Here is a 14717-nt window from a genome sequence, read left to right as displayed (position 1 = left end):
GCCCCAGGCAGAACATAGAGCACGGTCCCAGCAATACTGAGCGTGGTCGGCTCAATCCTGCCCCGCTTCACTGGGGCCGTCAAGTCAAACTTGAGCCAATGTCACTCAACATTGTCGATCAGCTCAACCCCCGGCTCCGGCGATCTATTCCCCACACCCTGTACACCGGGGCCGGCACCGTTCTTCCCCGCACTCACCACCACGAACCGGGTCGGTGCGACATCGTGACCCAGCCGTGCCGCCCCCGGCACCTCCACCCGGCCACACCGGGGTCCCCACACTGCGCCCATCGGCGCTATTGTCAATGCTCCGCCCATGGTGACCCGGCACCCCGCGTCGCGGGCCGGTGCCGCGTGGGTGAACCCGTACCGTGGTTTTTGGATGAGGAAGTCGAAGCGAGGATCCGAAAATGGCCACTGGGGTGGGCCTGCACATCGCCGAGTACGCGTGCACCGCGGCGGTCGTCGACGACGACGGGGATCCGCATTTCATTCTGCGTGAGCCGGTGCTGCACATGTCCGAGGAGGGCGACGCGGTACTCGGCGGCGCCGTGGCTCCGGCCGGGCACACCCATACGATCACCGGTTTCGTCGCCGCTGTCGGCGATCCGGCAGGCGTGATCGTGGACGACGGCGAGGCCTACCGCGGAGAAGATCTGCTTGCGACGGCCCTTTTCTGCCTGATCAATCTCACCGCCGATCATCTCAACGGTCCGGCCGAGTTCTATGCCACCCATCCCGCCGGATGGCCCCCCACGCAGGTCCTGGCTCTGCGCGGCGCGCTCGACTACCTGGGCCTGAAATCGGTGGCCCTGGTCGGCGAGGACGAACTCCCGCTGCCGCCCGCCGGTCGTACCCCGGCGGAGACTGCCCGGTACTTCGCCGAGAGCGCGGGCCGGGCGGCGCTGGCCGTCGTGCTCCAGACACCGGCCGGGGCGACCCCGCCCGATCCCAGCACCGCTCAGAACTCCGCGCTGGACACGATCGTCATGCCCAGACTCGGCGACGACACCTCGGCCAAGGCCTATTCCGCGATGGTCCCCGCCATGGATCCCGAAGCCACCTACGGCGGTCCGAGTCTCGGAGCCCTCGCCGCCGGGCTCGATCCGGCGGTCGACCCCGGCCCCACGCCCGGCGACCGCCCGGCGACCGACACCGCGGCGGCGCTCCCCTCTCCCACCACGTCGAAAACCACGTCGAAATCCGCGTCGAAAACCCCGGCGGCGGCCACGCCCGCCCGGGATCGGCGCAGCGGCGGCCGGCGGACCGCCGCGCTGGTGACCGCCGCCGCGGTCGCCGGCCTGCTGATCGGCGCCCTCGGCGTCACCGCGATTCTGCGAACCGGTGCGGCCGAGCCGAGTCAGCCGGCCACCACCTCGGTGACCGAAGTACCGCCGGCGCCACCACCGGTCCAGCCGCAACCGGCCGCTCCGGTGCCCGAGACCGCGGACTACACACCCGAGCCGACCTACGAGCCGGAGCCCACCGAAACCGCGGAACCGACGGTCGCGCCTCCTCCGGTCACCGTCACCGAGACGACTCCGGTACCCAGCACCGCCGCTCCGACGGAGACCGACGAGCCCACCGGCCCGACCCTCACCGAGCCGACCACGGAAACCGAAACGACGACCACCCGGACCCGCCCCCGGTTCTTTCCTTTCCCGGTTCCCTTCGCCACCGAGGACCCTGATGTGGACCTTCCGGACACCGGATCCAAAGAAGGCGCGCAAGAAGAAGCCAGATAGCGATTCGTGCCTTAGAGTGATCCGCTGACCGGTGTTATTCCGGCCACCCCGGCAACCCGGTCGCAGCTCGAGCAAACCTGTGCGCCAACGGATTCGATTCTGGAGGATTCGAGACTCACGGCGACGGATTATCTGGCACGCAGTGCCTACGAAGGGACTTCATGCGCAAGTCGGTGGCGCGTCGCGCCGCGGTCAAGGCTGCCGTTATCGGCTCGACCGTTCTCCTGGCTCCCCTCTTCGGCGCGACCGCGGCGACTGCCGCACCCGCTCCGGAACAACTCAGAGCCGAGGACCTTCCGGCCGAACTGGTCCAAGCGCTGTCCCGCGATCTCAATATGACCCCGACCGAATATCTGGACCGCGCGGCGCGCGCCCAGCAGTTGCAGACCTATGCCGCCGAATTCCGGGCGGAGCGGCCCGATGTCTTCGCCGGCGCCTGGATGACCCCCGAAGGTAAGCCCACCGTCGCCGTGACCTCGCCGGATGCGGCCCGGGTCGCCAGTGGCGACGGGTACACGACCCGGCTGGCCCCGGTCTCGGCGGCCGCGCTGGAAACCTCGCTGACGCAGATGAACCAATGGGTCGCCGCGCAACCCCGGGATATCTCGCAGCTGATCAATTCGATCGCGATCGACTTCCTCAACAGCCAGCTGATCGTCAACGTCGCGAATACGCCACTGGCGCATATGCTCAACCTGCCGACGCTCATCGCCAACGTCAAGGTCGTCCTCTCCCCGAATGCCGGTGGCCCGGTCGAGCACCGGCCGATGGGCGGTGACACCTATATCAGCGCACCCGGTCCGCTCGACGATGCCGAGCTGAAGAGCGTGGACGTCTGCTCGTTCGGCTTCAACAGTGTCGATTCCGCGGGCAACGCATTGAATATCAGTGCCGGGCACTGCAATCCCAATATCGACAAAGGCGATGAACGGGCCGCCGTTTACGGCCCGAATATCCGCAATATCCCGGCGAGCCCGCAGCTCGGCACGTTCGTGCAGTCGGAACTGGGCGGTCCCAGCACGCTGGACTACTCGGTGATCCAGTTGAACGAGCGTGCGATCGGCTCGGGAATGGACCAGCCCTCGGTTCGCGGCGCCAACGGCACCACCCTGACCATCACCGGTACCGCCGATCCGGTGGTCGGCGCCCCGGTCTGCAAATCCGGCCAGTCCTCCACCTTCACCTGCGGCTTCGTTGTGGCCGACCGGGTCGAGACCCAGTTGTTCACCACCGAGGGCGACGCGAAGGTCGTCCGGGGTTTCGCCAGCTCGGCCTGCACCCTGGGTGGTGACAGCGGCGGTGCCATCGTCAGCGGCACCCTGGCGCTGGGTATCACCAGCGGTTCCAATGCCGCCGACGCGCCCGATTGCGAAAAAGCCAATATCGCCCTCGCGCAGTACGGCGGTACCGCTACCCTGGGAATTCCCATTCGCGGCATCCTGGCGCATGCCGATTCCGCGTCCGGTGGGGGTATCGGAAGCGGCATCAACGTACGAACCAGGCCGAATGCCGGCTGAGCCCGATATAGTCTTCGCATGCTCATGCCACGCATAGGAAAACAAAGGTCGGTGCCGACCGGAAAACGGATGCGACGTGCCGCAGTCGCCGCGTCGGCGGCCGTGCTGCTGTTCGGCCCGACCGCGGTCTCCACGGCCGCCCCCGACCCCGGAATCGGCCTGCCGGCCGATCTGGTGGCCGCACTGAACCGGGATCTGCACATCTCCCCCGAGGAGTACCTGCAGCGCGCCGATACCGCCCAGCAGGTGGCCGCGTTCGCCACCACCGCCCAGCGCCAGTACCCGCAGGTGTTCGGCGGCGCCTGGCTCGACGAGCAGGGGCGCGGCGTGGTCGCACTGGCCAACGGCCCCGGCGCCGACGCGGCCCGCGGTGCCGCCGAATCGACCGGATTCGTAGTCCGCAACGTCGCCAAGAGCGAATCGACCCTGCGGGGCGAGAAGAGCGCCTTCGAACGCTGGCTCGACGGTCAGCCCGAGGCCGTGGCATCCCTGGTGCGCGGTGTCGTCATCGACACCGTGAACAACAGCATCGCGGTGCGGGTCGACAAGGTCGGCCTGCCGATGCCGAACTTCATCGACCCGGCCCGGGTAATCGTCATGGCCCCGCCGATCGCCGCGGAAACGCTGCCCCAGGCGGCCGCGGTCGCCGATGCCGGCGCGGCTGCGGTCGGCGGTGGCGACGGTTTCGCCGCTATCGCCGGTGACAGCTCACTGCGCTGCTCCTTCGGCTTCAACGGAATCGGCCCGGCGGGCAACACGGTCAACATCACTGCCGGACACTGCAATCCGAACCTGGACGACCCCGGCGCCGCCAGCGTGCACGAATCCCTCGGCGGCAACAAGGTGGGCCCGCAGATCGCCAGCTACCAGAAGTCGGTACTCGGCGCCCAGGACTACTCGATCATGAGCATCGCGGACGGGGCTGCGGGCCGCTTCCAGAACAACCAGGTCAAGGTGCCCGGTGCCGCGCCGATCGCAGTCGACGGTGTGGCCACCCCGGTGGTCGGCGCCCCGGTCTGCAAATCCGGTTCCCGGACCGGCTTCAGCTGCGGTGTGGTGAACGCGGTGGACCAGACCGTCCAGGTCGGTGACCGGCAGCTCACCCAGAGCTTCTCCGCCAATATCTGCGCCCTCCCCGGCGACAGCGGCGGGCCGATCGTGACCGGACGGCAGGCCCTGGGTATCTCCAGTGCCTCGTCGGTCGCCGACTACCCGATCTGCGAGATCCCCAACATCCTGGGCGTGCTCACGGGTAACGCACCGCAGCTGTTCGCGCAGCCGGTGAGCGTCGTGCTCTCCGACAACCCGGGTCTGCGTATCCGCACGAGCTAGTACGTCTTGTTCCCTCCGCGCTCCGCGGCGCGGAGAGGGCAGGATATCGGCGCCGCACCCGGAGTGTGATCCGCACCGAGCATCGAGCAACGAAAGGGCCGGCAGCTTTCATGCTGCCGGCCCTTTCGCCTGTTCCGAGCATTTCCCCGCTCTGCGATATCGGCCGACGAACACCGGCGACACAGCGCTATCCGGACGCGTCTGCTCTTTGTCGCCCCATATGAATCACAGGATTCGGGATTCAGCGCGTCAGCGTGCGCTGTGTACCCCGGAGTGCTTCCCGGTGCGAGACCGAAGCAACGACGCGACGGTCTTGTTCAGACGACAAGACCCCGCCTCCTGGAAGGAGACGGGGCCTTGTCGTAGCTGTACGAGAGCCGATGGAGGCCTTACTTCGGCGCCTCGGCCGGAGCTTCCACCGGGGTTTCGGCCGAGGCGGGAGCCGGGCCCTCTCCCCCGTTGGCCCACTTACTGGTGCCGGCGGGCGCCTGCATGGTGTTCATCAGCTCGACACCGGCCGCGATCAGCGTCGGGCCGCCCACCGCGAGAGTGCCGATGATGCCACCGATACCAGCGCCCGGAAGGCATCCGATCGCCGGAATCACGACACAACCCACGACGAAGCCGACGGCGGTGCCGATGAAGCCACCGATGGCAGTGGCGAGGCCGAAGTTGCTGGAGAACTCATTGATCGCCATCTGGTTCTCGGCAGTCGAGGCGATGGGCTTCGCTACCGGACGCACGACCTCTTGCGGCTGGCCGGCTTCGGCGCCGGCCGGCTTCTCGGGGGTGATCTCCAGAACAGCACCGTCTTGCTTGATCTCGGAGACCACCGGGATCTCGGATCCGGCGGCAGTGAATTCGAGCGGCAGGGAGGCGACCAGCGTGCCTGCACTGTCCTTGATTTCGACGACCTTGGTCTTCTCGGCGCCGTCAGCAATCGGCTCCCCCGCCGGTGTGCCGGGTTCCTGCGCGGTCGAGCTCACCTCTTCCGGAGATGCGTCTTTCTCGACGATCGAGAAAGATCCACCGTTGATGGTTGCGACTACGGTCTTGTCTTTCAACTGCACCGCGTAGTTCACGGTCTTCGGAGCCTCGGCCGCCGGATCAGCGTGGGCTGTGCCGAATCCCATAGCGAGCGAACCGGTGACCAGGGCTGCGACCACCGTTGATCTCGGGAGTGTCATCCATTTCCAATCGGGTTTGCGGCGTTACGTCTCGACGCGAGGGGGCCGATGTGATCGAACCCTGTTTCCTCCCCGAGCGTTATGAGATTTCACGCTTCCTGATAGATCGGGCTGAGCGTAGTCGAATGCACTGGCAAAAGGCGAGATTCGTTTCCCAAGCGTAAGAATTCAAGGAGTAAGCCTGGCCTTACCGGCGTCGGCGACAGGGGGCCCTTTACGGTGTTAATCAGCCCTTATGGGTTATGGACAGCCAACTCAATAACGTGACATTGATCACGCCGCGATCCATACGGATAAGCCCAGGCAGATGCCACTACGGGCCGCCGCAGATCGTACAGTGGACACCACTAGTTACTGGTGGGTAACTTACTGGCGGTTACGATACGAGCCGGACGGGGTACTGCTCAGTTCCTCGTACCTCGTGTTGCCTCGAAAGGAAGGTCGCGACATGAATGCCCTGACAGTGACGCTGGGCACCTTGGGAGCGGCGCTCAGCCTGCTGTGTTGGGCGTCGTTCTTCGGCGGCGTCCGCAATATCGTGCGCGCCATCATGGTCGGCCAGCCCGCACCCGACCGCTGGCTGCCGTTCTTCCCCCGCTTCAAGCAGATGCTGGTGGAGTTCCTCGCGCATACGCGGATGAACAAGTTCCGCACCGTCGGCTGGGCCCACTGGCTGGTGATGATCGGCTTCCTCGGCGGCTTCATCCTGTTCTTCGAGGCATACGGCCAGACCTTCGATCCGGAGTTCCACTGGCCGATCATCGGCGATCTGGCGGTGTACCACCTGTGGGACGAGATCCTCGGTATCGGCACGGTGATCGGTATCGGCACGCTGATCGTGATCCGTCAGCTCAACCATCCCCGGGTACCGGATCGCCTGTCCCGCTTCAGCGGATCCGCTTTCGCCCCGGCCTACGTGATCGAGAGCATCGTGCTCGTCGAGGGCCTGGGCATGGTGTTCGTGAAGGCGGGCAAGATCGCGACCTACGGGCACGCGAACGCCGCCACCGACTTCTTCACCATGCAGATCGCGAAACTGCTGCCCGCGAGCCCCACCATGGTCTCGATCTTCGCGCTCATCAAACTGCTGTCCGGCAGCCTGTTCCTGTTCCTGGTCGGCCGCAATCTCAACTGGGGTGTCGCCTGGCACCGGTTCTCGGCCTTCTTCAACATCTATTTCAAGCGCGAGGACGACGGCGGGGTCGCGCTCGGCGCCGCCAAGCCGATGATGTCCAAGGGCCGTGCCCTGGATATGGAGAACGTCGACCCCGATACCGACACGCTCGGCGCCGGCCGGATCGAGGACTTCTCCTGGAAGGGCTGGCTGGATTTCACCACCTGCACCGAATGCGGTCGCTGCCAGTCGCAGTGCCCCGCCTGGAACACCGGTAAGCCGCTGTCGCCGAAGCTGCTGATCATGTCGCTGCGCGACCACGGTTACGCCAAGGCGCCCTATCTTCTGGCCGGGGGTCGCACCGATATGGGTGGCGACGAGATCGGCCTGGTGGACGCCGAGGGCAACGCGGACGAGAAGAAACTGGCCGGAATTCCCGAAGCGGCCCGGGACGAAGCCACCCGGCCGCTGGTCGGCGAGGCCGAAGCCCGCGGCATCATCGATCCCGAAGTGCTGTGGTCGTGCACCACCTGCGGTGCCTGCGTGGAACAGTGCCCGGTCGATATCGAGCATGTCGACCACATCATCGATATGCGCCGCTACCAGGTGCTGATCGAATCGGACTTCCCGTCCGAGCTCGCCGGCCTGTTCAAGAACCTGGAGAACAAGGGCAATCCCTGGGGCCAGAACGCCAAGGACCGGCTCAACTGGATCAACGAGCTGGACTTCGATATCCCGGTCTTCGGCAAGGACGCCGACAGCTTCGACGGCTACGAGTACCTGTTCTGGGTCGGATGCGCCGGCGCCTACGAGGATCGGGCCAAGAAGACCACCAAGGCCGTCGCCGAACTGCTGGCGACCGCCGGGGTCAAATTCATGGTGCTCGGCCAGGAAGAGACCTGCACCGGCGATTCGGCCCGCCGCGCCGGTAACGAGTTCCTCTTCCAGCAGCTGGCGATGCAGAACATCGAAGTGCTGAACTCGGTGTTCGAGGGCGTCGAGCAGAAAAAGAAGAAGATCGTCGTCACCTGCGCGCACTGCTTCAACGCGCTGAACAACGAGTATCCGCAAGTGGGTGGCACCTACGAGGTCGTGCACCACACCCAGCTGCTGAATCGGCTGGTACGCGGTAAGCAGCTCGTCCCGGTCGCTCCGGTGGCGCAGAACGTCACCTATCACGACCCCTGCTACCTCGGCCGCCACAACAAGGTCTACAACGCGCCGCGTGAACTGATGGCCGCTTCCGGGTCGACCCTGGTGGAAATGCCCCGCCACGGCGAACGTTCCATGTGCTGTGGTGCCGGTGGCGCCCGGATGTGGATGGAAGAGCAGCTGGGCAAGCGGATCAATATCGACCGCGTGGACGAGGCGCTGACCACCTCACCGGCCAAGATCGCCACCGGCTGCCCGTTCTGCCGGGTCATGCTCACCGACGGTGTGACCGCGCGTCAGGAGTCCGGCCAGGGCGAAGGCGTCGAGGTCGTGGACGTCGCACAGCTGATGCTGGATTCGATCGAGCGGGTGGATCCGGCGAAGCTGACCGATAACCTCACGGTCGTCCAGAAACCCAAGGCCGAGCCGGAACCCGAGCCGGAACCCGAACCCGAGCCCATCGTCGCCGAAGCCGCACCGGCGGCCGAGAAGGCGGCGCCGAAGGGCGGCGGCCTCGCCATGAAGGGCCCGGCCAAAGCACCCGGCAAGGGTCTCGGCATGAAGGGCGCCGCGAAGGCACCCGGCGCAAAAGCTGCTGCTCCCGAGAGCGATACCGAGGAAAAGCCCGCCGCTCCGGCCGCGAAAGGCCTGGGGATGAAGGGTGCCGCGAAGGCACCCGGCGGCAAGGGCCTGGCCATGAAAGGCGCGGCCGAAGCACCCGGCGCAAAGGCGGAATCCGCTCCGGCGGCAGAGGACACCGAGTCGCCCGCGGCCCCGCCCGTCAAGGGTCTGGGCATGAAGGGTGCCGCGAAGGCACCCGGCGGTAAAGGCCTGGCCATGAAGGGCGCGGCCAAAGCACCCGGCGCAAAGGCTCCCGCCGCCGAAGCGCCCGCACCGGCCGCCGAAGCGGCATCGGCACAGGCCACCGAATCCACCACGGATTCGGTGCCGACCGAGACCAAGCCGACGGTCGCCGCCAAGGGCCTGGCCATGAAATCCGGGTTCAAACGCCCCGGCGCCAAAGCACCGGGTACCAAGCCTGCGGCCGCCGCGCCGAAGGCGGAGACCGCCCCGGCGGCCCCGGCCGAACCGGATGCGGTGGACATCGGACAGGCCACGGCCGCGGCGCCTGCCGAGAGCAAGCCGTCGAAGCCCGCGAAGGGCCTGGCCATGAAGTCCGGGTTCAAACGTCCTGGCGCGAAGGCTCCGGGTGCCGGGACCGCGCAGTCCGCACCGGAACCGGAGTCCACACCGGAACCGGCGGCGGAAGCCGAACCGGCTCCCGCCGCGGCATCGGCCGAATCCGCCCCGGCGGTCACGGCCGAGTCCACCACCGGAGCGACCGTGGAGCAGGCTCCCGAGGGCGCGGGTAACGACAGTTCGGGCAACGGGTCCGGGGCGACGCCCCCGCAGGCCAAGCCGGGCGCGCTAGGTTTCAAATCCGGCGCGAAGGCCCCGGGGCGCAAGGGCTGACGGCCGGCCGATAGAACAGCGGCAGGGTCCGGCGAATCATTATTCGCCGGACCCTGCTTCGTTCTCGAAGAGCGGACGGCTGTGAAGTCCTTCACCGGCGCAATCGCGGTGCTGTGCGGGCGCCGCCGATCGTCCTTTCCCGGAGGACCCTTCCGCGCCGGCCGCGCCGGGGCCGGCTTCTCAGCGCAGTGCGGCGCCGTATACGCGTTCGACGGACAACGTCATGAGCACCCGGCGGTCGGCGACCATCACGGCTCGGTACTCGTCCCAGTCCGGATGCTCACCGGCCGCCTTCCGGTAGTAGTCCACCAGGGCCTCGACCTCGGGCCCGTGCGTATCGGTACCCGGACCGGTCAGGGTCACCGTGCCCTCAGCTGTCGCCCAGGCCCAGCCGTCGGCCCGGGTGACCTCCAGCGCGGCCCGTGGATCGCGGCGCAGGTTCACGGTTTTGGCGCGGCCCTCGGTCATCGAGACGTAGATGGTCTCGGTCTCCCGGTCGTAGTAGGGGGTCACCGGCGACAGTTGCGGCACACCGTCGGATTTGATGGTGGCCAGCACGCCGAGCCGGCTCTCGCTGAGCAGGGTGCGCGGATCGAACTGCGTACTCGTCATATCCGGGTCCAAGTCGGCCGGACGGGTGGGTATTCCGGGCGGGCGCGTCCGGTCCCGGGAAATTCAGTGGCGTTCCGCTGCCGGGGCCGGTTCCAATGAGTCCGTGCTCGACGACGTACAGGTTGCTTCCTTCATCGACAGCGGTTACGTCCACATCCCGGACGCGTTCCCCCGCGCACTCGCCGAGGAGTGCCGCGCGATCATCTGGCGCGATCTGGATGCCGCACCCGACGACCCATCCGGCTGGCCGGTCCCGGCGGCTTTCCGCCCCGATTACACCGACACCCCGTTCGTAACCGCCGCGTCCACCCCGCGCCTGCAGGCGGCCTATGACGCGCTCGTGGGCCCCGGTCGCTGGGCACCGCGCCGCAGCCTGGGCAGTTTCGTGATCCGCTTCCCCGGACACGAGACCGCTCTACTCGACGGCTGGCACGTCGACGCGAGTTTTCCGGGCCCGGATTCGGCCCCCGCCGACTATCTCAGCTGGCGGGTGAACGTTCATTCGAAGGGACGAGCGCTGCTGATGCTGTTCCTGTTCTCCGATACCGGCGAGCCGGACGCCCCGACCCGCCTCCGGGTGGGCTCCCACCGCGAGATCGCGCGGTTGCTCGAACCGGAGGGCGATGCGGGTCTCGATGCTCGCGAACTCGCCGACCGGGCCGACCGGGCCACCGCCGATCTCCCGACGGTCTCCGCCACCGGCAGGGCAGGCGATGTCTACCTGTGCCATCCGTTCCTCGTCCACGCCGGGCAGCCCAATCGTGGCGTCACCCCCAGATTCCTGGCCCAGCCACCCCTGCATCCAGCACAACCGTTGCGTATCACCGGCCCGGGTCCGTTCTCCGCGGTCGAGACCGCGATCCGCGCCGCGATCGGGGACAGGGGCGATTCGACGGAGCGTTCACCGGCCTGACCAGGCATACGATGGTCGCATGTCCTCCCTGCCGGACACCGAACGGCCCGAGCTCCCCGAGTACATGACCTGGGAGGAACTCGAGCAGCTACCCGAGGAGATCGCCGAACAGATCGAGCTGTGGGACGGGCGCGTGGTGTGGCTCCGCCGGGGGCCCAGCGAGGATCAAGCCTTCACTCGTCGTTTGACCAACGCCGTCGAACGGGATGCCCGCAAGGGCATGTCGGAGCGGCCTGAACAGTACCATCGGGCCGCGCGGCGATCCCCCTCTTGCAGATCGCCGCGCGGCTCGGTGGCGTAGTTCCACACCGCGCTCGGGACACGGTGAGCGCGGTGCGGTCCGATCAGGATTTCGTCGACGCGATATAGCGCGCGAGATGATCCGAGCTGGAGCCGAATTCGTATTCGATGGCGGTGAGGCGCTTGAAATAGTGACCGATCGCCAATTCCTCGGTCATGCCCATGGCGCCGTGCAGCTGGACCGCGTTCTGGCCGATGAACCGGGTGGCCCGGCCGATCGTCACCTTGGCCGCCGAGACCGCACGGGCCCGTTCGGCGGGTTCGGCCGCGACCGCGTAGGCGGCCAGATAGGCGGCGGCGATACTCTGCTCGAGTTCGATCAGCATATCGACCATCCGATGCTGCAGCGCCTGGAAACTGCTGATCGAGACCCCGAACTGCTGCCGCTGCTTCGTGTATTCGACGGTGTCGTCGAGAACCTTGCGCATGAGGCCGACGGCTTCGGAAGCGATCGCGGCGATCGCCTCGTCGACGGTGGCTTCGATGGCGGGCCACGCCCGCCCCTCCTCGCCCAGCAACGAGTTCGCGGGAACCCGGAAATCGGCGAAGGTCAGGTCGGCGGCAACGCGGTCGTCGATCGTGCGGTACTGGTGCACCTCGATACCGGCCGGTGGCGCGGCGGGATCGAAATCCACCAGGAACAGCGAGATCCCGTCCTGATCGCGGCGCTCACCGGAGGTGCGGGCGGAGACGATCAGCGCAGTCGCGACGGGTACGCCGGTCACCACGATCTTGCTGCCCTCGATCACCCAGTCCGTGCCGTCGCGGCGGGCGGTCGACGAGACATCGTGACGCACTTCGCCGGACTGCGGTTCGAGCGCGGCGAACGCCAGCCGGACGCTACCGTCCGCGATACCTTTCAGCAGTTCCCAGGCCCGTTCGCCGCCTGAGCGCCGCAGCAGGCCACCGCCGATCACCACCGTGTCGACATAGGGTTCCACGACCAGGGCGCGGCCCAGTTCCTCGGCGATGATCATGCCCTCGATCGGACCGCCGCCCGACCCCCCGGACTCTTCCGGCAGGGTCACGCCCAGCACATCCAGTTCGGCCAGGCCGCGCCAGATCTCGGGCTGCCAGCCGGGACCGGATTTGACCGCGGTCCGGCTCTTCGCGAGGTCGTATCGGGCGGCGAGAAAACCGGAGACCGCGTCGCGCAGCATCTGCTGTTCGTCGGTGAAGGTGAAGTCCATCAGAGCCCCAATGCTGCCTTGGCGAGGATGTTTCGCTGGATTTCGTTACTGCCCGCGTAGATCGATCCGGCGCGATCGTTGAAATAGCGCAGCGGCGCGACAGCCTGCCAGTCGGCGCCGCTGAGGTAACCGTCGGCGGGCGGGGTGTATTCGGCGATCGGGCCGCCGGGCGCGGTGGCATGCGGCTGGTAGATGCGGCCGCGCGGGCCGGCCGCGGTGAGCGCCAGCTCGGTGAGTCGCTGACTGAGCTCGGTGGACAGGATCTTCAGCATCGACGAGGACGTGCCCAGATCCTTGCCCTGGGCCATGGCGGCCAGGGTCCGGAACTCCAGCACTTCCAATACCTCGGTGCGGATCCGCGCATCGGCCAGCTGTGCCGCGAAATGCGGGTCCTCGCGCAGCGGGTTGCCGTCGCGGCCGGGCTGTTCGGCCGCCGCGGTGGCGATGTTCTGCGCCATGGCCTGCAGCGCCGGGGCCATGGCGCCGCCACCGCGTTCGTGGACCAGCAGGTATTTCGCGACCGTCCAGCCGTCGTCGATCTGCCCGAGCACATTGCTCTTGGGCACCCGCACATTGTCGAAGAAGATCTGGTTCTGGACCTGTTCGCCCGAACTCATCACCAGCGGCCGGATCTCGATACCGGGCGCGGTCATATCCATCAGCAGGAAGGTGATGCCCTGCTGCTTGCGGCCCTCGCGGGATGTGCGGACCAGCATGAAGATCCAGTTCGCCTCGGTGGCGTGGGTAGTCCAGATCTTGCTACCGGAGCAGACGAAATCATCGCCGTCGGAGACCGCGGACATATTCAGCGCGGCCAGATCCGACCCGGCTTCGGGCTCGGAGTAGCCCTGGCAGAAGAAGACCTCGCCGGTGAGGATCCGGGGCAGGAAGTAGTTCTTCTGCTCCTCGGTACCGAAAGCGACCAGCGCCGGGGCGACCATCCGGATGCCCATCGGCGACAGCGCGGGGGCACCGGCCAGGGTGAGTTCACGGCTGAAGATGTAGTGCTGGGTGAGCGACCAGTCGCAGCCGCCGTACTCCACCGGCCAGTGCGGCGCCGCCCAGCCCCGCTCGTGCAGGATGCGCTGCCATTCCAGGCCGGCCTCGTGGTCGGAGTAGACACTGGTCATCAGCCGGCCCGCGGTGCTCACCTCGGGCGTCAGCTTCTCGGCCAGGAACGCTCGTACCTCGTCTCGGAAGGCCCGCTCGGCCTCCGACCAGTCGTAATCCATACACGCTCCCGAAGGCTTCATGCGTCGTCGCAGCAGATCCGGCGACTACCGGTGCTAGTGGGAATGTAGCCAGGTCACCGCCCTCCAGTCAAACTGAAGGCACATGCCATCATAACCGGCCGGACCACCCCTTCCCCGACCGCGAAGCCGGACGGGGCGCCATCAAACACACTCCTCGAAAACCGCCTTCGAGTAGCCGACCGATTGATAGACGTAGTCGTAGGCCCAACGCGGCACCGACAGCCGTGGACGGGTGTCCACGAAGAGCATCTGCCCGTTCCAGCATTTCCCGAGGACGAATCTGGCGCGGGATATGTGCGGCGTGAAGGTGACCACGATGACGCGCTCCCAACCGTTTTCCCGCGCGCGGTCGGCCAGGTAGCGCCCCTCGCCTCGGGTGGTGCGCGGTGACGGATCGAAGCAGATCACTTCGAAGCTGTATCCACCGTGACAGATCCGGTTCACCAGCGGACTGTCCTCGTAGGGGTTGGAGATCAGCACCCGTGGCGCGTATCCCGCCCGGGCCAGCCGCAGTCCCAGTTCTTCGCGTCCGTCGTGGGCACCGCCGAGCACCAGGATCGCGTCGGCGGGTGCGGGCTCTTCGCGCTGTGGGCTGACGTAGACCGGCCACAGGCCGAGTACCAGCGCAACGACAGAAACCACCCCCGCGGCGAGGAAGAATCGACGGCGCACCGCCGCGATCCTAACCGGCACGGTCCATCCACAGACATCCACAGGCCGCGTATGCCCGGAGAAGATCACGGCACGCGGTTGGCAGCCGGGCGAACCACCACGTGGGTATCCACATCACGCACCCGAGCGAACGCGGAGGTACGCACAATGCGCACGGCCGGAGCGAACGCGGAGGTACGCACAATGCGCACGGCCGGAGCGAACGCGGAGGTACGCACAATGCGCACGGCCGGAGCGAACGCGGAGGTACGCACAATG

Annotated in this window: 12 protein-coding genes; 6 read left to right on the top strand and 6 right to left on the bottom strand. The window is 67.2% G+C overall.

The window, feature by feature from the left end:
- Positions 1–409: 409 nt before the first annotated feature.
- From ACWCPQ_RS13140 to ACWCPQ_RS13130, 3 genes are all read left to right on the top strand, one after another.
- The gene (locus ACWCPQ_RS13140) at positions 410–1744 is read left to right on the top strand and encodes a hypothetical protein (RefSeq protein ID WP_449897979.1); all 1335 of its coding nucleotides are present in this window, start codon (positions 410–412) and stop codon (positions 1742–1744) included.
- A 161-nt stretch (positions 1745–1905) separates the two neighbouring features.
- Positions 1906–3261, top strand: coding sequence for a S1 family peptidase (locus tag ACWCPQ_RS13135; protein ID WP_449897977.1), 1356 nt, complete (start codon positions 1906–1908; stop codon positions 3259–3261).
- Between the two features lie 69 nt (positions 3262–3330).
- Positions 3331–4593 carry a S1 family peptidase gene (locus tag ACWCPQ_RS13130; protein ID WP_449897975.1) on the top strand — a complete coding sequence of 421 codons (1263 nt, stop codon included), beginning with the start codon at positions 3331–3333 and terminating at the stop codon, positions 4591–4593.
- Between the two features lie 389 nt (positions 4594–4982).
- Here ACWCPQ_RS13130 and ACWCPQ_RS13125 read toward each other — a convergent pair whose 3' ends face one another.
- A complete protein-coding gene (locus tag ACWCPQ_RS13125; RefSeq protein ID WP_449897972.1) occupies positions 4983–5759 on the bottom strand; it encodes a hypothetical protein in 777 nt (258 codons plus the stop codon).
- Between the two features lie 469 nt (positions 5760–6228).
- Here ACWCPQ_RS13125 and ACWCPQ_RS13120 point away from each other — a divergent pair, with 469 nt between their 5' ends.
- Positions 6229–9519, top strand: a complete 3291-nt coding sequence (locus ACWCPQ_RS13120) for a (Fe-S)-binding protein (protein ID WP_449898414.1) — start codon at positions 6229–6231, stop codon at positions 9517–9519.
- Between the two features lie 180 nt (positions 9520–9699).
- Here the strand turns inward: ACWCPQ_RS13120 and ACWCPQ_RS13115 are convergent, their stop codons facing one another.
- Positions 9700–10131 carry a PPOX class F420-dependent oxidoreductase gene (locus ACWCPQ_RS13115; protein WP_449897969.1) on the bottom strand — a complete coding sequence of 144 codons (432 nt, stop codon included), beginning with the start codon at positions 10129–10131 and terminating at the stop codon, positions 9700–9702.
- A 103-nt stretch (positions 10132–10234) separates the two neighbouring features.
- On the opposite strand from ACWCPQ_RS13115, the gene ACWCPQ_RS13110 reads away from it, so the two are divergent.
- Positions 10235–11044 carry a phytanoyl-CoA dioxygenase family protein gene (locus ACWCPQ_RS13110; protein ID WP_449897967.1) on the top strand — a complete coding sequence of 270 codons (810 nt, stop codon included), beginning with the start codon at positions 10235–10237 and terminating at the stop codon, positions 11042–11044.
- Between the two features lie 19 nt (positions 11045–11063).
- Positions 11064–11345, top strand: a complete 282-nt coding sequence (locus tag ACWCPQ_RS13105) for a hypothetical protein (RefSeq protein ID WP_449897964.1) — start codon at positions 11064–11066, stop codon at positions 11343–11345.
- Positions 11346–11388: 43 nt separating this feature from the next.
- On the opposite strand, the gene ACWCPQ_RS13100 is transcribed toward ACWCPQ_RS13105, so the two are convergent.
- The 4 genes from ACWCPQ_RS13100 to ACWCPQ_RS13085 all read right to left on the bottom strand — a co-directional run.
- Positions 11389–12534: an acyl-CoA dehydrogenase family protein gene (locus tag ACWCPQ_RS13100; protein ID WP_449897961.1), complete on the bottom strand. Its 1146-nt coding sequence runs from the start codon at positions 12532–12534 to the stop codon at positions 11389–11391.
- Entirely contained in the window at positions 12534–13766 is a 1233-nt protein-coding gene (locus ACWCPQ_RS13095) for an acyl-CoA dehydrogenase family protein (protein WP_449897959.1), read from the bottom strand. The genes ACWCPQ_RS13100 and ACWCPQ_RS13095 overlap by 1 nt, the downstream gene beginning before the upstream one ends.
- Before the next feature lie 162 nt (positions 13767–13928).
- Complete coding sequence (locus tag ACWCPQ_RS13090) at positions 13929–14459, bottom strand: YdcF family protein (RefSeq protein WP_449897957.1); 531 nt, start codon at positions 14457–14459, stop codon at positions 13929–13931.
- 65 nt (positions 14460–14524) lie between these two features.
- On the bottom strand, positions 14525–14717 hold a 193-nt coding region (locus tag ACWCPQ_RS13085; RefSeq protein ID WP_449897956.1), incomplete at its 5' end, for a hypothetical protein.

This window comes from Nocardia sp. NPDC001965, assembly GCF_053594175.1.
The sequence above is the reverse complement of the archived record's forward strand: the minus strand, read 5'-3'. Positions and strand labels throughout refer to the sequence as shown.